Source organism: Streptomyces sp. NPDC021622, from assembly GCF_040640795.1.
In the GTDB taxonomy this organism is placed as follows: Bacteria; Actinomycetota; Actinomycetes; order Streptomycetales; family Streptomycetaceae; genus Streptomyces.
This window is the reverse complement of sequence record NZ_JBFACK010000003.1, coordinates 575,302-594,412: the sequence shown is the minus strand read 5'-3', so window position 1 is coordinate 594,412 and position 19,111 is coordinate 575,302. Positions and strand designations below refer to the sequence as shown.

Here is a 19,111-nt window from a genome sequence, read left to right as displayed (position 1 = left end):
GCGAAAATGGCCGCACTATGGCGAAGGAAAAGGTAAAGCGCAAGGCCGCGAAGGCCGCTGAGAAGGCCCCCGCCCGGAAGATGGTCGCGCAGAACAAGAAGGCGCGGCACGACTACCACATCCTCGACACGTACGAGTGTGGCCTCGTCCTGATGGGCACCGAGGTCAAGTCGCTGCGGATGGGCAGGGCCTCCCTGGTGGACGGCTTCGTGCAGATCGACAACGGAGAGGCGTGGCTGCACAACATCCACGTCCCGGAGTACGTGCAGGGCACCTGGACCAACCACTCGGCCACGCGGAAGCGCAAGCTCCTGCTGCACCGGGCGGAGATCGACAAGCTGGAGTCCAAGTCGCAGGAGACGGGTCACACGATCGTGCCCCTGTCCCTGTACTTCAAGGACAGCCGGGTCAAGGTCGAGATCGCTCTTGCCAAGGGCAAGAAGGAGTACGACAAGAGGCAGACGCTGCGTGAGAAGCAGGACACCCGCGAGACGAACCGCGCGATCGCGGCGGTCAAGCGGCGCCAGCGGAGCGCCTGAGGTGCTCGCCGCCTGAGGTCGCCAGGAATTGGCTGGCATCGTCGTGCGTTGGTCACGTACGATGGGCCTTGCTCCTCACAGCAGGGGCAAGCATTGAAAAATCAACATGGGGATGATCGGTTTCGACAGCGGATGTCGAAGCAGGGGAAGCGAGCCGAGGAAGCGGCAATGATCTCGTAAACCATATGTCGCAACCAATAATCGCCAATTCTAAGAGCGATTCCCAGTCCTTCGCCCTCGCTGCCTAATAAGCAGTGAGTGAAGGACCCTTAATGGGTGTCAGCCCGGGAGTGTTCCCGACCCGGATCCTGGCATAATCTAGGGAACTAAACCATCGAGCCCGGTCACGGGGTTCGATGGGAAATCAAACAGTGGCTGGGCCCGTCGGAGACTTGTTCGCGAGATCACCGGGGCCGAGAAAATCGAAGCGAACTGCGCTCGGAGAAGCCCTCCTTTAGCACCGTTGGACGCGGGTTCGATTCCCGCCATCTCCACAATTCCCATGTGAGGTTAAAGCCCTCTGGCCACCGGCCAGGGGGCTTTTTCCGTGTGCGGGGCACGGATCGGTGGGGCACATCCTCTGGGCATGTGACTCGTTACTGCATCCGAGTGGAGGTTCACAGCAGCCGGCGGGGCAGAGGACGGCTGCGTACGCAAGAGCAGGAGGCAGTCGCTTTTGGATGCCACCGTCACTCTCTTCGGATCTTTTCTCGCCTGTCTGGGGGTGCTTGGCGCGGCTGTGGCTGCGTATCTCGGAAAGCGCGGGGAGAACGCGCTCACCGGCTTCTCCAGCCTGACGGAGAAGCTCCAGAGCGAGCGGGACCGGCTGGAGCGCCAGGTCGCCGAACGCGACGTGAAACTGGCCGAGTTAAACGCCCTGCACGCCCATGACCAGAGCGAGATCGCACGGCTTCTCATCGACAACCAACGGCTCGGAGGCACGCCGTGATCCAGCTCGAGCGACTCCTGGCCCGCCGTTGGCGCAGTGTCTTTCTCGTCTGTGTGCTGGTCGCGCTCACCGGTGTCGCGGCGATTCTCTGGGCCCGTATCGACGCGGGTGACCGCCGTGCCGACCAGCTCGCCGCGGAGGCGGACCGGCGCGGCGAGGCCGTGTCCACCCTCGCCCGGGACGTGCGCACGCTGCGTGCGCAGGTCAGGTCCCAGGGGGGCACGCCCGCGGCGCCGGACCCGTCCGACGCCATCGACGACCTGCTGGCCCGGGTGCGCGTGCCTGTCACGGCGCCCGGTTCGCCCGGCGAGGACGGGGCCGACGGTGCGGACGGCTCGGAAGGGAAGCCGGGCGAGAAGGGCGCGCGCGGAAGCGGCGGGCAGCAGGGCGACCCTGGAGATCCGGGCGAGCCCGGGGAGCCGGGGAAGTCCGGTGAACCCGGAGAGCCAGGGCCGACGGGACCCCCGGGCGTGGACGGCCGGGACGGCGAGCAGGGGCCCGAAGGGCCGGCCGGCTCGGCAGGGTCCGACGGCCCTCCCGGTCCCGCGGGTGACGGCGGTGCCTCGGGTCCCGCGGGCCCGGCGGGACCCGCGGGCCCAGCGGGACCCGCCGGGCCTCCCGGCGAGCGAGGCCCCGAGGGGGAAGCGGGGCCCACCTGCCCCGAGGGCTACAGCCTTCAGCAGCCTCCCGAAGACCCCGACGCCCTGGTCTGCCGCCGCGCTGCCGGTGCCCCCGCCGACCCGGCACCGGCCCTCTTGCTGGCGGCCGCGCTGCAGGTCCGCTGCCGCCGGCCGCGGAGGACCGCGGAGTGGGGTCTGTCGCCGGGCGCCGGAGTCAGGGATGCTCCTGGGCCATGAGTAGACCCGTGAGACGCGTCAACACCCGTATGCGCCACTGGATCTGGCCCGCCGTGCTCGGCCTCGCGGCGGCCTCCCTCTCGCTGAGTGCCCCGGCCGGGGCGGACTCCGACCGCAGTGGTCTGCCCGAGGCGATCGACACCATCCTCGGAGATCCCCGGATGGAGGGCGGCGCCGCGAGCGTCGTCGTCGCCGACGCCACGTCCGGTGACGTGCTCTACCAGCACCTGCCCAGCGGCCGCCTGATGCCCGCCTCCAACACCAAACTCCTCACATCGGCGGCCGCCATGGAGCGGCTCGGCCCGGATCACCGCTTCACCACCGATGTCCTCACCGACGGCAAGCAGCACGGACCCGTGCTCGCCGGCGATCTGTATCTGCGCGGCACCGGCGATCCGACGACGCTCGTCGCGGACTACGACCGGCTCGCCGCGAAGATCGCCGACGCGGGTGTCCGGCGGGTCTCGGGGCGTCTGGTCGCGGACGACACCCGGTTCGACGACCGGCGCATCGGCGACACCTGGGCGGGTGACGACGAATTCGCGTACTACGCCGCCCAGATCTCCGCGCTGAGCGTCGCCCCGGACACCGACTACGACACCGGAACGGTCATCGTCGAGGCCGTGCCCGGAGCGAAGGCCGGGGACAAGCCCAAGGTGACGGTGTCCCCGAAGACCGACTACGTGGACGTCGACATCAGCGCCGAGACGGTCGCGGCGGGCGGCGACGACACGCTCACCATCGAGCGGGAGCACGGCACCAACACCATCACCGTCACCGGAACCGTCCCCGTGGGCGGCGACGCCACCAAGGAGTGGATCGCCGTCTGGGAGCCGACCGGCTACGCGGCCGCGATCTTCCGGGACGCGCTCGCCGGCCACGGGGTGCGGGTGAGCGGCCCCACCAAGGCGGGGATCGCGACCCCGAAGGGCGCGCGGCAGCTGGCCGAGCACGAATCCATGCCGCTGAAGGAGCTGATGATCCCCTTCATGAAGCTCTCCAACAACATGCACGCGGAGAACCTCACGAAGACGATGGGGTACGAGTCGACCGGTCGGTCCGGAAACTGGACGGACGGAATCGCCGCCATCAGTGGCTACTTGAAGACGGCCGGAGTCGATCCGGGCAAGCTGCGCCACGTCGACGGCTCCGGACTCTCACGCAAGAACAACGCGCCCGCCGATCAGCTGATCAAGCTCCTTCTCTCGGCGAAGGGCGAGCCCTGGTACGGGGATTGGTACAAGTCGCTGCCGGTCGCCTGCGGCCCGGGCAAGTCTGTCGGGGGAACGCTGCGTTCGCGGATGTGCGGGACCCCGGCGGCCCTCAACGCGCATGCGAAGACAGGGTCGTTGACGGGCGCGTCCGCCCTCTCCGGGTACGTGAAGGACGCGGGCGGACGGGAACTCGTCTTCAGCATCGTCCTCAACAACTACCTGCCCTCCTCGGTGAAGGCCCTGGAGGACGCGATCGTGGTGACGCTCGCCAAGTCGACCGAGGACAAGGCCGTGCTGGTCAAGCCGCGTGCGAAGCGTGCGGCCGAGCCGAGCGGCGATCTGGAGTGCTCGTGGCGGAAGCCCGCGCGATGCTGAGCAGCAGCGCGCAGCACGCGGCGGTGACCGGGACCGCGTAACCCGTGGTGGCGCTCAGGTGCTCCACCACCCAGCCGCCGCCCGCCGCGCCGCAGGCGATGCCCCCGAGGAGGCCGGTCACGGCGAGGGTCATGCCCTCGTTCAACCGCCCCTCGGGGGTGAGCTGTTGGACGACGGTCATGCCGGTGACCATGGTCGGGGCGGTCGCCATCCCGGCGACCAGAAGGGCCCCGGCGAGCACCAGGAGCGAGCCGGTGAGGGCGGCGGCGAGCAGGGGGAGGGTCATCAGGAGCGCCATCGCGGCGGCGCACAGGATCTGCCGGCGGCGCAGCGAACCGCGCGGTCCGACGGCTCCGTAGAGCAGGCCCGCCGCACAGGAGCCCGCCGCCTGCAGGGCGAGGATCGCGCCCGCGGCGGACTTGTGGCCCTGGGCGTCGGCGTACGCGATCGTCACGACCTCCATCGAGCCGAAGACGGCGCCGGTGGCGAGGAACGCGGCGAGCAGGGTGGGCATCCCGCGCGCGTGGAGGGGCGATTTCCCCTTCGTGGCCGTACGTTCCTGGAGCGGCGGCTCCGTGGTGCGCTGGGCGGCGAAGAGCAGCACGCCTGTCAGGAGCAGGACGATGCCCACGAGGGTGCCTGCCTCCGGGAAGAACGCCCCGCACAGGAAGGCAGCGACGACGGGGCCGAGCATGAAGCACAGTTCGTCCGCCGCCTGTTCGAAGGAGTTGGCGGTGTGCAGGGCCCTGGCGTCGCCCTTCAGGAGATGCGCCCACCGGGCCCGGGACATGCCGCCGGTGTTGGGGGTCGTGGCCGTCGCCATGTAGGAGGCGAACAGGGTCCAGTCGGGCGCTCCGTAGTGCACGCACAGCAGCAGGGAGAGCGATCCGAGCGCAGCGATCGCGGTGGCCGGCACGGCGATCCGCGCCTGGCCGTGACGGTCGACCAGGCGCGCCGTCCAGGGGGCCACCACGGCGGTCGCGGCGAGGCCCGTCGCGGTGACGGCGCCGGCCAGCGCGTACGAACCGCGGGCCCCGGCGATCATGATGACGGCGCTCACGCTGAACATGCCCATGGGGAGGCGGGCGATGAGGTTGCCGACGGTGAAGGCGACGGCTCCGGGTATGTGGAAGAGGCGGGCGTAGGGGACGCGGCGGGGGTGTTCGGCGGGCGGCATGGGATCACCATCACCGGGGCGGTGGCGCACGGTCCAACACCTTCTGGGTGCCGATTCACGCACCTGCGTTGTAAGTTCCCGGGGTGACCGGAGAGCCTCGTACATCTCATGACCTGGTGGGGCCGCTCTCGCGCGACGTACGCGACCTGGTGGACCCGCGCCTTCTGCGGGCCTTCGTGGTCGTCGCCGAAGAGCTGCACTTCACCCGGGCCGCCGCCAGACTGTACGTCGCCCAGCAGGCGCTGAGCCGTGATGTGCGGCGCCTGGAGCGGGAGTTGGGCGCCGGCCTCTTCGCGCGCACGACGCGGCAGGTCACGCTGACGGCGGAGGGGGAACGGCTGCTTCCGTACGCGCGGCGGGTCCTGGAGGCGCAGGACGATCTGGCGGCCGCCTTCCCCCGGGACCGCGGCGGCGCGGCCGCTTCGGCCAGGCCCCTTCTGGTGGACCTGAACAGCCCGGGGCTCGTCTTCGGGCGGATCCTGGAGCGGGCCCGCGAACTCGCCCCCGAATGCGAGCTGATGGCCCGCTTCGAGAGCGGCCTCACCTACGCCGCGGCGGAGATCGACGCGGGGCGGCTCGATGTGTCCTTCGGGCGGTACGCAGGGCTCGAACCGGCGCTGCGGGCGCGGCTCGACCAGCAGCCCGTGCGGTACGAGCCGATGGCGGTGCTGCTGCCGCTCGGCCATCCGCTGGCCGAGCTCGACGCGGTGCCGCTGGACGCGCTGGCCGGAGAGAGCGTGTATGCAGGGGCGGGCAATCACCGGACGCTGGAGTGGACCGACCTGGCGCACCGGCTCTTCGCGGGGCGCGGCATCGAGGTGGCGCCGCCCGCGCCGCTCGCGGTGGGCCAGGAGGAGTTCGGGCGGATCATGGCCAAGAACCGGAACCCCGTGCTCGCCGTGGTGGACTTTCCGGCCATGCCCGGGGCCGTTCTGCGGCCTTTGACCGACCCTGTCCCCCTGTCGCCGGTGTCGCTGGTGTGGCGGAAGGGCCTGGTGCATCCAGGAGTGGACGCGCTGCGCAGGGCCGCCGCCGAGCTCGCCGCCGCCGAGGGATGGCTCCGAAGGCCCGAAGACGGATGGGTTCCGGCCACAGATGCACTCATCATGATGAGTCTGGACTGACGGATTAGTACGACTGTCGCCGCCGTGCGCTACATTCATAGCCCGGGCACGGTGTGATAGGGGGGCGCTCGGATCGGGTGGGGGCCCGGTCCGGACGGCAGAGTTGCCCGGAGTCGTGCGCGCCCGAGACAGGTTATGTGGGGGGTTGCGCGTACGCATGGACAATTGGCGAGAAGATGCCCTACCGGAACACACCCATGATCCGAACGAGGTCACCGTTCAGATCGACGGGGTGGGGCGACAGCTGGCGGACTTCTCCGCCAAGAGTGACCAGGACGCGCCGGACGGGCCGGTTTTCGTCGACGAGACGGGCCGCCGCAGCCGGATGTACCGCCGCATAGGCGTGATCGTGGGCATCGCCTGCGCCGTCTACGCAGTGATCATCGTCAGCACCCTGCTCTCGGGAAACTCCAACGCGCCCTGGCTGCCGGTAAAGCCCAAGGACGACAAGCCGGCGAGCCAGGTGGACACACCCGACGGCCCGGCGGACTCGGCCGACCCCTCGGTCTCGCCCGGCGCGACACCGTCGCCCGGCGCGACGGACGCCGGCGGCACCGCGCCCGCGCCCGGCGGCAGCGACCCCGCCGACCCCACGAAGCCGGACGACGACACCACCAAGCCCGGCGGCGAGTCCCCCGGCCCCGACCCGACGGACGACGGCAAGCCCGACCCGGACCCGACGGACGACGGCGGCGATCCCGACCCCACGGACAAGCCCACCACGCCCGACCCCGACCCGGACCCGACCGAGCCGACGGACCCGCCCACGGATCCGGACCCCACCGAGTCCTCCAGCGGCGGCGCGGGAGGCGGCGGCGAAGTCCCCGTGGTGAACCCCGCCGCCGACCAGCAGTCCACGAGCGCCCAGTCGGTCGGCTACCAGTCCCCGCAAAGCGCTGACCAGCAGCCCTCGGAGGCCGCACAGCGATGAACGCCCGCACCAACAGGGGCCGGTCCAACCGCGCCCGGAACAGCCACGCCCAGTCCGGGGGCGGCCGCCGCCGCGCAAAGCCCGCGCGGGTCACCAGGCGGCGCAGACTCCCCCTGCGCTATCTGCTGCCCTCGCTGCTTCTCGTCGCCCTGATGGCGATGCTGATGCTGCGCGGGTACACCCACAGCGAGATCCTCGCCGACCACCGCGTGCGCCCGCCCGCGGCCACGGACAAGGTGCCCAAGGAGGTCCTCGAAGGCGGCGGCCCGGTCATCGACACCCGGGGCGGTCACGAGGAGACGCTGAGCGTCCCCGACCACCGCCTGGTCCTCACCTTCGACGACGGCCCGGACCCGGAGTGGACCCCCAAGGTCCTGGACGTACTGAAGAAGCACCACGCGCACGGCGTCTTCTTCGTCACCGGCACGATGGCGTCGCGCTACCCCGACCTGGTCGAACGCATGGTCGCCGAGGGCCACGAGGTCGGGCTGCACACGTTCAACCACCCGGACCTCTCCTACCAGTCCACGAGTCGCATCGACTGGGAGCTCTCGCAGAACCAGCTGGCCCTCGCGGGCGCGGCAGGCATCCGCACCTCCCTGTTCCGCCCCCCGTACTCCTCCTTCTCGGACGCGATGGACAACAAGTCCTGGCCGGTCACGAAGTACATAGGCAGCCGCGGCTATCTCACCGTCGTCAACAACACCGACAGCGAGGACTGGAGGCGCCCCGGCGTCGACGAGATCATCCGCCGTGCCACGCCCAAGGGCGGCAAGGGCGCCGTCGTCCTGATGCACGACTCCGGAGGCGACCGCTCGCAGACGGTCGCCGCGCTCGACACCTTCCTGCCCGATCTGCAGGACAAGGGCTACCACTTCACCAACCTCACCGAGGCCCTGGAGACGCGCAGCGCGCACGCGCCGGTCACCGGCATAGAGCTGTGGAAGGGCAAGGCCTGGGTCTTCCTGGTCGGCGCCTCGGAGCAGATCACCGGCGGCCTCGTCGTCGCACTGGCAGTGATCGGCTTCCTCGTGATGGCCCGCTTCGCCCTGATGCTGCTGCTCTCCGCGGTGCACGCGCGCAAGGTCCGCAAACGCGGCTTCCGCTGGGGCCCGGACGTCACAGAACCGGTCTCGGTCCTGGTCCCGGCGTACAACGAGGCCAAGTGCATAGAGGCCACCGTCCGTTCACTCATGACCAGCGACCACCCCATCGAGATCATCGTCATCGACGACGGCTCGACGGACGGCACCGCGCTGATCGTCGAGGGCCTTCGCCTGCCGAACGTACGCGTCGTACGCCAGCAGAACGCGGGCAAGCCCGCGGCGCTCAACCGCGGGATCGCCAACGCCCGCTTCGACCTCATCGTGATGATGGACGGCGACACGGTCTTCGAGCAGTCCACCGTCCGCGAGTTGGTGCAGCCGTTCGGCGACCCGCGCGTGGGCGCGGTGGCGGGCAACGCGAAGGTCGGCAACAGGGACTCCCTCATCGGCGCGTGGCAGCACATCGAATACGTGATGGGCTTCAACCTCGACCGCCGGATGTACGACATGCTCGGCTGCATGCCGACCATCCCCGGCGCCGTGGGAGCCTTCCGGCGTTCGGCACTTGAGCGGGTCGGCGGCATGAGCGACGACACGCTCGCCGAGGACACCGACATCACCATGGCGATGCACCGGGACGGCTGGCGGGTCGTGTACGCCGAGAAGGCGCGCGCCTGGACCGAGGCACCGGAGACGGTGCAGCAGCTGTGGTCCCAGCGCTACCGCTGGTCGTACGGCACGATGCAGGCGATCTGGAAGCACCGCCGCTCGCTGATCGAATCGGGCCCGTCGGGCCGCTTCGGCAGGGTCGGCATGCCCTTGGTGTCCCTGTTCATGGTCCTGGCACCGCTCCTCGCGCCCCTGATCGACGTATTCCTCCTCTACGGATTGGTCTTCGGCCCCACCCAGAAGACGATCATCGCGTGGCTCGGCGTCCTCGCCATCCAGGCGGTGTGCGCGGCGTACGCCTTCCGGCTCGACCGCGAGCGCATGACCCATCTGATCTCGCTGCCCCTCCAGCAGATCCTCTACCGGCAGCTGATGTACGTCGTGCTGCTGCAGTCCTGGATCACTGCCCTGACCGGAGGCCGCCTGCGCTGGCAGAAGCTCCGGCGTACGGGAGTGCTGGGATCGCCGCCCTCGATTCCGCAGCAGCGGGCGGGCGGCGCCGATCGGAGGCCCGTCGCATGACCTATCCCACGCAACCGCTGCCGCAGGTGCCTCAGGCGGCGCCTCCTGCGGGGCCCGCTCCCGCATCCGCTCCCGTTGCCGGCAAGAAGCCGGGCCGGGACCGCTACTTCGACGTACTGCGCTCGCTGGCCCTGGTCCGCGTCGTCATCTACCACCTGTTCGGCTGGGCCTGGCTGACGATCCTGTTCCCGTCGATGGGCGTGATGTTCGCGCTGGCGGGCGCGCTGATGGCACGCTCGCTGAAGCGCCCGGCGTGGGGCGTGATCAGGGGCCGAATACGCCGACTGCTCCCGCCGATGTGGGCGTTCAGCGCGGTGGCACTGTTCCTGCTGTTCTACGGCGGCTGGAACGTGACCAAGGACCCGGACCACGGGGACACCTGGGGCCTGGTGTCGATGCTCAATTACGTGTTCCCGATAGGCGCCCCGCCGTTCCCCTGGCACATCGGGGACAAGGCGGGCCTCCTGGAGGACACCTGGCCGGCGCAGGCCGCGGGCCCGCTCTGGTACATCCGCGCGTACTTGTGGTTCGTGATCGCCTCGCCGTTGTTGCTGTGGGCGTTCCGCAGGCTCCCGTGGGTCACGCTGTTCGCGCCGCTGGCGCTGACGGCGGTGCTCGCCACGGACGTCGTGAAGATCCCCGGCGAGACGGGCAACGCGGTGTCGGACTTCGCGGTGTACGGCAGCTGCTGGGTGCTTGGCTTCGCCCACCAGGAGGGCGTACTGGCGCGCGTGCCGCGCTACGTGGCGGTGTCCGTCTCGGCACTGATCATGGCCTTCGGCCTGTGGTGGGCGTCGGGCCATCTGGGCCCGGACGGCTGGGACCTGAACGACATCCCGCTGGCGCAGGCGGCGTGGTCCTTCGGTTTCGTCGTCATCCTGTTCCAGTACTCGCCGTCGTGGCAGGAGCTGCCGGGCCGCTTGAGGAAATGGGACAAGCTGGTGACGCTGTCCAACAACCGTGCGGTCACGATCTACCTCTGGCACAACCTGCTGATCATGGCGACGGTGCCGATCATCGACATGGCGTACGACTTGCCGTTCATGCAGGACGAGCAGTGGAGCTCGGCGCTGGACTCGACGTACATGCTGTGGATGACGGTGCTGGTGTGGCCGTTGATCGGGCTGATGATCGTTGCCGTGGGCTGGCTGGAGGATGTGGCGGCGCAGCGGAGGCCTCGGCTCTGGCCGAACGGGGCGAAGGCGGGGAAGGGGCGGCGGGCCGCTCGGTAGCGCGCGCGTCGGCGTGAGGGTGGCCGTGGATCGCACTTTGGTGCGGTGTGCGGCCACTTTTGTGTGCGGGGCTCAGGGCGGCGCGAAGTTACCAACTAAGGGTGAATTCGGGGCCCTTGAATGTGCTGTTATGTCCTAACGCCCGGTGAACATGCCGCTGGCACCGGCAGTGGCTCGTGGATAGCTTGCTCGCTCCCGAGGGTCTTCGCCTCGCCTCGCTTGCCTCGCCAGGAGCCGAACATGCCCAGTCGCCCCCACCTGTTCGCAGCGGCCGCCGTCACTGTTGCCGTGGTGCTTTCGCTGTCTGCGTGTGGAGGAGGTGCCGAGGGGGACAAGGGCGCGGAGAAGATCGCGGGGGCGGACGTGGGGGAGAGCGGGAGAAGGCCGCCGTCCCCAACAGCGTCTGCCGACGGCATCGACCGGCCGGAGATCAAGCTGCCGAAGGGCGTGGACAACGTCTTCGAGGGTGGTGAGACGGGGGATTCGGTTAAGGATGCGGTGCTTGCGGACAACGAGCGCGTGATCAACTCAATCGATGAGGCCATCACCGTCGATGCCAAGAAGCATCCGGCGCTGGAGTTCTACTCGGCGGGCGACGCGCTCGTCAGCGCTGCCACGTATGTCCAGTCGTTCTATGACGCAGGCGTCACGTGGGTGGGACTGACTCGGTACTACGACCAGCAAGTCACGTTCCTCAAGGGCGGGGCCGCGGCTGTCACTTACTGCGGCGACGAGACGAAGGCATACAGCGCGAACCGCAAGACGGGGGCGGTCAAGAAGACCCCCGGCGACAAGGATGACTACATCTCGTACAACGTGCGGATGGAGAAGAACAACAACGGCGTCTGGCAGGCGACGAGCGTGACCTCCGAGGAAGGCGCGCAGAAGTGTCAGCCTTGAGCGGATTGCCTCGACGGGCCCTGATGCTCGTGGGTCTGGCGCTGGTTGCGGGTGCGTCGTCCGATCTTGCGTACGCGGGTGACAAGAGCCTGGGTGGAAGCCACGGGAGTGCTCGGGGTGGCACGCAGGGCAAGACCATCACTGTCCGGACGAGCATTCAGACGAGCGTCAACGGAGATTCGAGGGCCGCCAGGAGGACCGGCAACCTCTCCTCTGCGGACATCAACTGGACTCCTCCGGCGTGCTGGTACGAGCCCGCGTTCTCGCCCAAGGAAATCGAAGCGATGGTCAAGGGAATGCGTGGACTCGGTGTCGGCGCCCCGTTCATGGTCGGTATCGGCGCCGCTCTGGGGGACGTATTCGACGCGTACTACAAAGACGGTCACCCCTACAAGAATTACAACCTCGACAAACAGGGCGAGGGGATGTTCTGGGCCCGTGTGGTCAATCCCAACCGCAAGGACGACCCCGAGGCGATGGCCTGCGACCGGCCGCCGTTCTGGGTCGACAAGGGGGAGGCGCCGGATGAGCCTCTCGCCGTGAGCCCGGCGGTTCTCGCCGCGTACGCGTACGACGAACTCCCCGTCCCCGACACGGAAGTCGCCATGGCGCCGCCCGGCGGCACGAAGGTCAATCTGCCGACCTGGATCTGGCTGGACAAGGCCAAGTTCAAGAAGGTCTCGGTGACCGCGAGCATTCCGGGGGCCGGGCTCTCCGCGACCACGACCGCTCGGCCCGTCTCCCTCACGATCGATCCCGGCACGGCGGATGCCGAGACGTTCCCGGCCTCGGGAGAGTGCCCCATCAGAGGCGGGCGGATCGGTGCGCCACGGGCCAAGGGGACGTCGGCGCAGACGCTGCCTCCGTGTGGCGTGCGGTACTTGCGGGCCTCGGGGCAGGGCGGCTCGTACGAACTGAACGCCACCCTGACTTGGCAGATCAGTTGGACCAGTACGGCGGGTGACGGGGGCGGTCTGCCGGACGGGGTGTACGGGGCGGCGCAGGACGTCGTGGTGCAGGAGATCCAGTCCGTCAACCGGTGAGTGTGAGTGTCTACGTATTCGCAAGCAGAGGAGAAGCGCGCGCGATGGCGGATCGGCTCGTGGTCGACGGTGATGAGCTCGAACACTTCATGAAGCTGCTCAACAGATCGAGGGATTCGCTGAAGAGCATGAGCAGGGCGCTGGGTGATGCGACCACCATGGGCCTCGGGACGGACGACCTCGACTGGGCCTGCGAGGACTTTCAGGACGACTGGAAGTACGGCACGGAACAGATCGGTGAGCAGACCGAGGATCTCGCGAAGATCATCAACGCGAGCAAGGAGAGTTACCGCGAGGTCGACAAGGCGCTGGAGGAGTGCCTGAAGGAGAAGGGCAGGAGCAAGGGGAAGCGTGGCGGTTCTGGGGGTGTGGCTTGACGTACGATCCCGCTGCCGCGACGACCCTCCCGTCGAATTCGCCGGCCCGCCGCAACGGTCCGCTTCCGCAGGGCATGAAGTCCTCTCCGGAGGTCCCGAATCCTGACTACGCGGATCTCGGGTTCAACCCGGTGCCGGGCGACACCGACACGGTGAAGGCGCTGCGCCGGAAACTGGTCGACTGCGCCGCGACTCTCCATGAGACGCACGGTGTGGTGACTCGATTGATGGACGGCAGCTACTGGAAGGGTGACGCGGCCGTCGCCTTCCGGGAGCAGATCGAGGATGGTCCACTCCCGAAAAACCTTAAGGACGCGGCCAATTCCATCGGTAAAGCGGCCAGGCACCTGAACCGCTGGCACGGTGAACTCGACGATTTCCAGCGCCGGGCCAAACGCCTGAACCAGGCGGCGAAGGACGCACGTGTTGCCCTGGAAGCAGAGAAGGGGCGCGCCGAGCGTGCGGGTGACGACCCGGACCTGGACAAGGAGGGCGCGGCCCGGCACGACGACGCGAAGAAGGCGTTGCGACGGGCCAACGGGCAGGTGCAGGACGCTCAGGATGAACTCGACCGGATTCTGAAACGGGCCCGGGACCTGGCCGACGAGCACGAGAAGCGGGCCAATTACCGGGCGGGCAAGATCCGTGACGCGACGCACCGGCTGGCGCCGAATGAACCAGGCTGGTTCGACAAGGCGACCGACTGGGTCAAGGAGAACCTGCCGGACATTCTTAGTGCGCTGGCTGGTGTCGTCGCCCTGGTGGCGATCGTCTTTTCCGGTCCGTTGGGGATCGCGATGGTGGCGGCGTTGATGTTGGCGTCTTCGGCGTTGAGTGCGGGTGCGCTTGGGATGAGGGTGTCGGATCCGGAGGTGCGGGCGTCGTTGATGGACGGGGTTACCAAGCGGGAGTTCGATGCGGACTTTTGGAGCAATGCGGTGTCGGTGGGGGCGGATGGGGTGGGGATGGTTCCGGGGTTGGTGGCTGTCGTGAAGGGAGGTCGAGAGGCTGCGGATGCCCTGCGTGGGGGCTCTCAAGCCATGAGCCTTGGTCAGAAGATGGCCACCATCGGCAGCAAGACCATGGATGAGGCGCGGGCCATCGCAGCACTGGACAACCGGTTCATCGCGCGAATGGTCCGGGGGGCGAGTGACCCAGCCAAGGCTGCCAAGGCGGTAGCTGGCGGTTCAGGGGCCATTGGTGTGGGCACAGCGAACTTCGGCCTGATCGACAGCGCCATGGACGGCGACGACACCAAGGTCAAGGACGGTGCCGTCGCCGGGATCGACGGTGCACGGCTGGGCCTCGACAGCGGTGGCGTTCTGAGCCTCGCCCGCCATGCCTTCTCGTGATTCTCTCGACGGAAAAGAGCGCCTCATGAATCCTGCTGACTTCGCCACTGCCTGGGACCACCCGCCGACCCGGTTGGCTTGGCTGCGGCACATGTGTATGAACGTGCTCGGACTCATCGGTTGGGCGGGAGGCTGGATCGTGCTCCTGGGCATCTCGACCTACACACCCAATTGGGTCGTCTGGGTCTTCATGCCCTACTTCCTCTACGGGTTTTACCGTGTCTACACCCAGTTCAAGTACTTTCCCCCGGCGCTGCGCATGCTGCGTATCCTCCGAACGTACCCATGGCAGGTACTGCGGGGAGTCCCGAATGGGCTGACCAAGTACCCGGATGTTGTCGGCAGTCAGCACGGGTGGTTCGAGTTCCCCAATCCGGCATATCCAGATCAGCAACTGCCGTTGGTATTCGGCCAGCACATGCGTATGGAGTGGTGGAGCCGAAGGCTGGCCCTCCGCGCCAAGCCCAAGCTGAAGGCCCAGATCGAGGTGGTGTGGTTCGCCGGTGACCCCCGATTCATTGGGCTCATCGCCGCTCCAACGGCCAGCGGCCAAGCACCCCGGCGTCTGCAAGTCCTTCACCAGCAGATGAGCGCCGAGGGCGGCCGCCACTTCTCAGACTGGGGCGCAACCCCCGAGGACATCGAGCGCGGCCGGCGCGTCGGCATCTACCCGGCCTAGCCCCTGAAGAGGCATGCCCCCATGAGTAGCGACACCTCCACCCCCTTCTTCACCCTCCACGAATCCGCCCAAGACCCCGACGCGGACATCTGGTTCGTCGAACCGGCCGGCTTCAACGCCATCCCGCTCGACGTGTTCCTGGCCCCGCAGGACTCCCCAGCCACCGAGAAGCTGCGCGCCGCCCTCGCCCCACTCCTCGACGCGGCTCCCGATGACGCAGCGCGGCAGCAGCTCATCGCCCAACTTTCAGCAGGGCGGCAGATATTGGAAGCACTCCGCGAGGCCGGGACAGTCCACTGCTCCGTGGGTCTGCATCGAGACGACGTAGGCGGCGGAACGGGCGGCCCGCTGCTGCTCTCCCTCCTCACCCTCTCCTGGCGCGACATCGCCCTCGCCCCGCCCGCCATCACCGCCGCCCGTGCCGTCGCGTCGTCCGAGGGGCACACACACGTCGAGTACGTCGAACTGCCCTGCGGGCCCGCGTCCGTAAGCGAGACCGTGCGCACGCCCTCGCCCGGGAGCGGCCTCCCGCAGCAGCCGCTGCTCCAGATTCACGCCCATCTTCCGCACCCGGCGGGCAGGCGACTTGCCATCCTCACGCTGGCCACCGCCGAAGTCGATCACCGGGAGCACTACCGCGCCATCCTCGGACAGGTCGCGGAGCTGGTCAGCTTCGATGATCCGCTCGCCGACGTCATCCCGCGGCCCGCCTGAGCGCTGCCGCGAGGAGTGACGGGGGACCGTCCGCCGCGTTGCTGTGCAGGACCTCGGTGCGGTGTACCAGTCGTGGTGCGGAGACCAGGACCGCGTTGATGCCGGGGATGCCCTCGATTGTCGGCTGGGGCAGTAGCGCTAGGCCGTGTCCTGCCGCGGTGAGGGCGAGGAGGCCGCGTACGTCGGTTCCTTCGTAGCGCAAGGACGGGCGAAAGCCGTCGGTTCCGCTCGCGGAGCGCAGCTGTGCCAGTGGGATGGCGGTGTCGGGGGCGTCGATCCAGCGGGCATCGGCGAGGTCGACCAGGCGGAGGCCGGTCCGGCCTGCCAGTGGGTGCTGAGCGGGGAGAGCAACGGCCGGTCGTTGCTCAGTGACAGCCATCGTCGTGAGTTGGCCGACATCGGGGAGGTTGAGTGGGTCATTGGGCGCGGCCACGCCGTCGACCAGGCCGATGTCCAGTGCTGCGGTGGCGACTTGGCGGGTGATGACCTCGCGGGTCACGACGCGTACGGTCATCTCCCAGAGGGGTTGCCTCCGGCGTATGTCGGCAAGAGTCCGGGTGAGCTGTGGTGTCAGGGCCAGAGGCGAGACGCCGATGACGATGCGGGCAGCTGCGGGCGCCGCAGTGAGGCGCGCGATGTCCGCGCGGGCGGCGTCCAGTCGCAACAGCAGCGGCCCCGCGTGCTCAAGGAGCCGCACGCCAACGCCTGTCGGAGAGACCGGTCGCCGCTGCAGCAGGACCGCTCCGAGGTCGCTTTCGAGCGCGGCGATGTGCTGGGACACCGCCGACTGGGTGTAGCCCAGTTCGCGAGCCGCCTCGGAGAAGGAACCGCAGCGCGCCACGGCAACGAACGTACGGAGAAGGTGCGGATCCATGCCCATCAGTATTGCCATCAGTATTGCTAATGGGAGGGTCACGGATCATCGTTGGTGCTGAACTCGCCTGCCGGGGCAGGATGTTCGCATGCCTGAGCCCGTGAACGTGAACATTTCGACAGCCCGCCTCGCGCTGGTGGGTGACCGCTCGCCCGGCGTGCGGGCCCACACTCGTATCCCCGGTCTTCTCGACGCGCTGGCCCAGCGCGACCAGCTGGTCCTGGACGCGTACTGGATCCCGACCCAGGACGCGGAAGCCGCCGACGCCCTCACCGGGTTCGATGCCATTTGGCTTGTGCCCGGAAGTCCGTATCGCAGCGAAGCCGGAGCGATCGCGGCGGCCCGCACCGCGCGTGAGCAGGGGATCCCGTTCCTCGGCACGTGTGGTGGTTTCCAGCACGCGCTCCTGGAGTTCGCGCGCGGCGTGTGCGGGCTCTCCGGTGTTGACCACGCGGAGAACCGACCGGAGGGGGACGACTTGCTCGTCGTCCCCCTGGCCTGCTCCCTGGTCGGGCACGAAGGCGTGGTCGAGGTGGTGGCAGGCTCGTTGGCGGAGCATGTCCTTGGCGCTGAGCGGACTGTCGAGCGGTACCACTGCTCGTATGGCCTCAGCCCGGCCTATCTGAATGTGCTGCGTGCGCACGGGCTGCGCTTCAGCGGCGTCGACGAGGCGGGCGACGTGCGTATGGCCGAGCTGCCGGACCACCCGTTCTTCCTCGCCACCTTGTTCCAGCCCGAGCTCGCGGGCGACGGCACCCGGCCCCACCCGATCATCCGGGCGCTGGCCGCCGCGGCGGTTGACCATGCGGCTGCGGCCGAGGGCTCTGTGCCGTTCAGTACCCGGCGGTGAAGCGAGTGCGCCGGTGCTTGGGGAGTTCGGCCTCGTCCAGGAGCGCCACCGCCAAGTCCTCCATGGAGAGGGAGGAGTTGCCTTCGGCGTCGACGATGAGCTCATCCGTGCCGAGCCGGAAGACGCCGGTGCGGATGCCCGGCTCGAGCAGGGCGGACGGGCTCAGATACGTCCAGTCGACCTCGGTGTCGGCGGTGCGTACGGCGTCGTACTGATCGTTGGAGGCGAGGGCAATGTGCCGCCAGGCGGTGGGGACGTAGGCGGGGTCGTCGATCGCCAGGACGCCTTCCTTGCCCGGCACGGTGAGGCTGCCGGCCCCGCCGACGATCATCAGGCGTACGCCGTTGATGTTGGCGAGTCCTGCGAGCAACGCCCGGCTGATGGCGGCGTGTTCGGGTTCGCGGCCGGGGGCGGGTCTGGTGGCGTTCACCACGAGGTCCTGGCCGGCGCTCAACTCGGCGATCTGCTCGGGGACTTGGGCGTCGCCGGTGCGGTGGGTGGCACCCGGGTGCAGCTCGCCGAAGCGGGCGGCGTCGCGGACGACGGCGGTGACTTCGTGGCCGCGGGTGAGGGCCTCGGTGACGACGCGGCTGCCGACGTTTCCGGCTGCTCCGAAGACGGTGATGCGCATGGGGACTGCTCCTTGGGTGGTGGGTTTGATGGTGGGGTTACCGGTGTCGCCGGGCCGAGCTGCGGCGGCCCTGCCCGACCAGGACGCTCGCCACGACGAGGACGAGCCCGCCCACCTGCCAGAGGGTGAGGGTCTGCCCGAGCAGGACCAGCCCGGCAAGGGTGGCGACGACGGGGTTGGTGAGTCCGAGGAACGACACGGACGAGGCGGGGAGGCGCTCGATGCCGCGGAACCAGAGGGCGTAGGCGATGGCGGTGCCGATGATGCCGAGGTAGGCGTAGCCGGCGAGGTTGGCGCCGGTGAAGTGGTCGGGGAGTCCTTCGGCGGTGAGAGCGATGGGCGCCAACACCAAGCCACCGGCGGTCAGTTGCCACCCGGTGAGGGCGAGCAGCGATACGCCTTCCGGGCGTCCCCACCGCTTGCTCAGTACGACGGCGAGGGCCATCAGCGTCGTGGCGACCAGCATGGCCACGATTCCCGCGAGGTCGACGGATGCGTTGCCCCGCAGTACGAGGAGGGCGACGCCCGCGACTCCGACGAGCCCGGCGGCGAGGGTCCGACGCGTGGGCCGTACCTTCAGAACCCCGATCCCGAATCCCGCGACCAGCAGCGGCATGACGGCGCTGATGGTCGAGGCGACGCCGCCGGGGAGGTGGTAGGCGCCGAAGAAGAGGAGCGGGAAGAACGCCCCGAAGTTGAGCAGGCCGAGGACGCCGGCCTTCCACCACCAGTCGCCGGTGGGCAGCCGCCGGGTGAGCGCGAGCAGGATGAGCCCGGCGGGCAGCGCGCGGAGCGCCGCGGCGAGCAGCGGGCGGTCCGGGGGCAGCAGCTCGGTGGTCGTGACGTAGGTGGTGCCCCAGGTGGCGGGGCCGATGGCGGCGAGGCCCGCGGCGGCGAGGGCGGAGGTGCGGGGCCCGCGGGCGGCGCTGCCGGTGGGGGTGGTGGTGGCGGTGCTGATGGTCCTGGCGGTGGTGGGCATAGCGGTTCCCTCGTTTCCCCTGAACGCTGTTATTCTCAACGTTGAGATAAATATGGACCCCAGGGTCTGCGAACGTC

The 19,111-nt window shown here is 68.9% G+C and carries 19 protein-coding genes and 1 other RNA gene; 16 read left to right on the top strand and 4 right to left on the bottom strand.

Annotated features, from left to right (window positions below):
- Nucleotides 1–17: 17 nt before the first annotated feature.
- The 5 genes from smpB to dacB all read left to right on the top strand — a co-directional run bounded on the left by smpB (nt 18) and on the right by dacB (nt 3,934).
- Complete coding sequence (gene smpB / locus AB0G47_RS10165; protein WP_266866383.1) at nt 18–539, top strand: SsrA-binding protein SmpB; 522 nt, start codon at nt 18–20, stop codon at nt 537–539.
- 108 nt (nt 540–647) lie between these two features.
- Nucleotides 648–1,036, top strand: a transfer-messenger RNA (tmRNA) gene (gene ssrA / locus AB0G47_RS10160).
- 179 nt (nt 1,037–1,215) lie between these two features.
- Nucleotides 1,216–1,488, top strand: coding sequence for a hypothetical protein (locus AB0G47_RS10155; RefSeq protein WP_360766368.1), 273 nt, complete (start codon nt 1,216–1,218; stop codon nt 1,486–1,488).
- The gene (locus tag AB0G47_RS10150) at nt 1,485–2,345 is read left to right on the top strand and encodes a collagen-like protein (protein WP_360766365.1); all 861 of its coding nucleotides are present in this window, start codon (nt 1,485–1,487) and stop codon (nt 2,343–2,345) included. The genes AB0G47_RS10155 and AB0G47_RS10150 overlap by 4 nt, the downstream gene beginning before the upstream one ends.
- Nucleotides 2,342–3,934 (top strand): D-alanyl-D-alanine carboxypeptidase/D-alanyl-D-alanine-endopeptidase, encoded by a 1,593-nt coding sequence (gene dacB, locus AB0G47_RS10145; protein ID WP_360766362.1) that lies wholly within the window; start codon nt 2,342–2,344, stop codon nt 3,932–3,934. Before AB0G47_RS10150 ends, dacB begins: the two co-directional genes overlap by 4 nt.
- Here dacB and AB0G47_RS10140 read toward each other — a convergent pair.
- On the bottom strand, nt 3,858–5,111 hold the full coding sequence (locus AB0G47_RS10140; RefSeq protein ID WP_360766359.1) for an MFS transporter: 1,254 nt from the start codon (nt 5,109–5,111) through the stop codon (nt 3,858–3,860). The genes dacB and AB0G47_RS10140 overlap by 77 nt on opposite strands.
- 146 nt (nt 5,112–5,257) lie before the next feature.
- Between AB0G47_RS10140 and AB0G47_RS10135 the strand changes: the two genes are divergently transcribed.
- The 10 genes from AB0G47_RS10135 (at nt 5,258) to AB0G47_RS10090 (ending at nt 15,700) form a co-directional block, all read left to right on the top strand.
- Nucleotides 5,258–6,235, top strand: a complete 978-nt coding sequence (locus tag AB0G47_RS10135; RefSeq protein ID WP_360766604.1) for a LysR family transcriptional regulator — start codon at nt 5,258–5,260, stop codon at nt 6,233–6,235.
- Nucleotides 6,236–6,467: 232 nt separating this feature from the next.
- On the top strand, nt 6,468–7,166 hold the full coding sequence (locus AB0G47_RS10130; RefSeq protein WP_360766356.1) for a hypothetical protein: 699 nt from the start codon (nt 6,468–6,470) through the stop codon (nt 7,164–7,166).
- Nucleotides 7,167–7,318: 152 nt separating this feature from the next.
- Nucleotides 7,319–9,403 carry a glycosyltransferase gene (locus tag AB0G47_RS10125; protein ID WP_360766601.1) on the top strand — a complete coding sequence of 695 codons (2,085 nt, stop codon included), beginning with the start codon at nt 7,319–7,321 and terminating at the stop codon, nt 9,401–9,403.
- The gene (locus AB0G47_RS10120; RefSeq protein WP_360766353.1) at nt 9,400–10,635 is read left to right on the top strand and encodes an acyltransferase; all 1,236 of its coding nucleotides are present in this window, start codon (nt 9,400–9,402) and stop codon (nt 10,633–10,635) included. The genes AB0G47_RS10125 and AB0G47_RS10120 overlap by 4 nt, the downstream gene beginning before the upstream one ends.
- Before the next feature lie 240 nt (nt 10,636–10,875).
- Entirely contained in the window at nt 10,876–11,535 is a 660-nt protein-coding gene (locus tag AB0G47_RS10115; protein WP_360766351.1) for a hypothetical protein, read from the top strand.
- A gap of 296 nt (nt 11,536–11,831) precedes the next feature.
- Complete coding sequence (locus AB0G47_RS10110) at nt 11,832–12,578, top strand: hypothetical protein (RefSeq protein ID WP_360766348.1); 747 nt, start codon at nt 11,832–11,834, stop codon at nt 12,576–12,578.
- A gap of 44 nt (nt 12,579–12,622) precedes the next feature.
- Nucleotides 12,623–12,955, top strand: coding sequence for a hypothetical protein (locus AB0G47_RS10105; RefSeq protein WP_360766345.1), 333 nt, complete (start codon nt 12,623–12,625; stop codon nt 12,953–12,955).
- The gene (locus AB0G47_RS10100) at nt 12,952–14,307 is read left to right on the top strand and encodes a putative T7SS-secreted protein (RefSeq protein ID WP_360766342.1); all 1,356 of its coding nucleotides are present in this window, start codon (nt 12,952–12,954) and stop codon (nt 14,305–14,307) included. The genes AB0G47_RS10105 and AB0G47_RS10100 overlap by 4 nt, the downstream gene beginning before the upstream one ends.
- A gap of 25 nt (nt 14,308–14,332) precedes the next feature.
- The gene (locus tag AB0G47_RS10095; protein ID WP_360766340.1) at nt 14,333–14,986 is read left to right on the top strand and encodes a hypothetical protein; all 654 of its coding nucleotides are present in this window, start codon (nt 14,333–14,335) and stop codon (nt 14,984–14,986) included.
- A gap of 21 nt (nt 14,987–15,007) precedes the next feature.
- Entirely contained in the window at nt 15,008–15,700 is a 693-nt protein-coding gene (locus AB0G47_RS10090) for a hypothetical protein (protein WP_360766337.1), read from the top strand.
- Here the strand turns inward: AB0G47_RS10090 and AB0G47_RS10085 are convergent.
- Nucleotides 15,681–16,574: a LysR family transcriptional regulator gene (locus AB0G47_RS10085; RefSeq protein ID WP_360766334.1), complete on the bottom strand. Its 894-nt coding sequence runs from the start codon at nt 16,572–16,574 to the stop codon at nt 15,681–15,683. The two genes, AB0G47_RS10090 and AB0G47_RS10085, sit on opposite strands and share 20 nt — an antisense overlap.
- A gap of 88 nt (nt 16,575–16,662) precedes the next feature.
- On the opposite strand from AB0G47_RS10085, the gene AB0G47_RS10080 reads away from it, so the two are divergent.
- On the top strand, nt 16,663–17,424 hold the full coding sequence (locus AB0G47_RS10080) for a hypothetical protein (protein ID WP_360766332.1): 762 nt from the start codon (nt 16,663–16,665) through the stop codon (nt 17,422–17,424).
- On the opposite strand, the gene AB0G47_RS10075 is transcribed toward AB0G47_RS10080, so the two are convergent.
- Nucleotides 17,408–18,055 (bottom strand): NAD(P)H-binding protein, encoded by a 648-nt coding sequence (locus tag AB0G47_RS10075; RefSeq protein WP_360766329.1) that lies wholly within the window; start codon nt 18,053–18,055, stop codon nt 17,408–17,410. The genes AB0G47_RS10080 and AB0G47_RS10075 overlap by 17 nt on opposite strands.
- A 37-nt stretch (nt 18,056–18,092) precedes the next feature.
- Nucleotides 18,093–19,034, bottom strand: coding sequence for an EamA family transporter (locus tag AB0G47_RS10070; RefSeq protein ID WP_360766326.1), 942 nt, complete (start codon nt 19,032–19,034; stop codon nt 18,093–18,095).
- Nucleotides 19,035–19,111 lie beyond the last annotated feature (77 nt).

Excerpts from the sequence above, each read along its gene's own strand:
- smpB (WP_266866383.1), top strand. The coding sequence starts at position 18 with ATGGCGAAGGAAAAGGTAAAGCGCAAGGCCGCGAAGGCCGCTGAGAAG.
- dacB (WP_360766362.1), top strand. The coding sequence starts at position 2,342 with ATGAGTAGACCCGTGAGACGCGTCAACACCCGTATGCGCCACTGGATC.
- AB0G47_RS10140 (WP_360766359.1), bottom strand. The coding sequence starts at position 5,111 with ATGCCGCCCGCCGAACACCCCCGCCGCGTCCCCTACGCCCGCCTCTTC.
- AB0G47_RS10125 (WP_360766601.1), top strand. The coding sequence starts at position 7,319 with ATGGCGATGCTGATGCTGCGCGGGTACACCCACAGCGAGATCCTCGCC.
- AB0G47_RS10120 (WP_360766353.1), top strand. The coding sequence starts at position 9,400 with ATGACCTATCCCACGCAACCGCTGCCGCAGGTGCCTCAGGCGGCGCCT.
- AB0G47_RS10115 (WP_360766351.1), top strand. The coding sequence starts at position 10,876 with ATGCCCAGTCGCCCCCACCTGTTCGCAGCGGCCGCCGTCACTGTTGCC.
- AB0G47_RS10110 (WP_360766348.1), top strand. The coding sequence starts at position 11,832 with ATGCGTGGACTCGGTGTCGGCGCCCCGTTCATGGTCGGTATCGGCGCC.
- AB0G47_RS10105 (WP_360766345.1), top strand. The coding sequence starts at position 12,623 with ATGGCGGATCGGCTCGTGGTCGACGGTGATGAGCTCGAACACTTCATG.
- AB0G47_RS10095 (WP_360766340.1), top strand. The coding sequence starts at position 14,333 with ATGAATCCTGCTGACTTCGCCACTGCCTGGGACCACCCGCCGACCCGG.
- AB0G47_RS10090 (WP_360766337.1), top strand. The coding sequence starts at position 15,008 with ATGAGTAGCGACACCTCCACCCCCTTCTTCACCCTCCACGAATCCGCC.
- AB0G47_RS10085 (WP_360766334.1), bottom strand. The coding sequence starts at position 16,574 with ATGGATCCGCACCTTCTCCGTACGTTCGTTGCCGTGGCGCGCTGCGGT.
- AB0G47_RS10080 (WP_360766332.1), top strand. The coding sequence starts at position 16,663 with ATGCCTGAGCCCGTGAACGTGAACATTTCGACAGCCCGCCTCGCGCTG.
- AB0G47_RS10075 (WP_360766329.1), bottom strand. The coding sequence starts at position 18,055 with ATGCGCATCACCGTCTTCGGAGCAGCCGGAAACGTCGGCAGCCGCGTC.
- AB0G47_RS10070 (WP_360766326.1), bottom strand. The coding sequence starts at position 19,034 with ATGCCCACCACCGCCAGGACCATCAGCACCGCCACCACCACCCCCACC.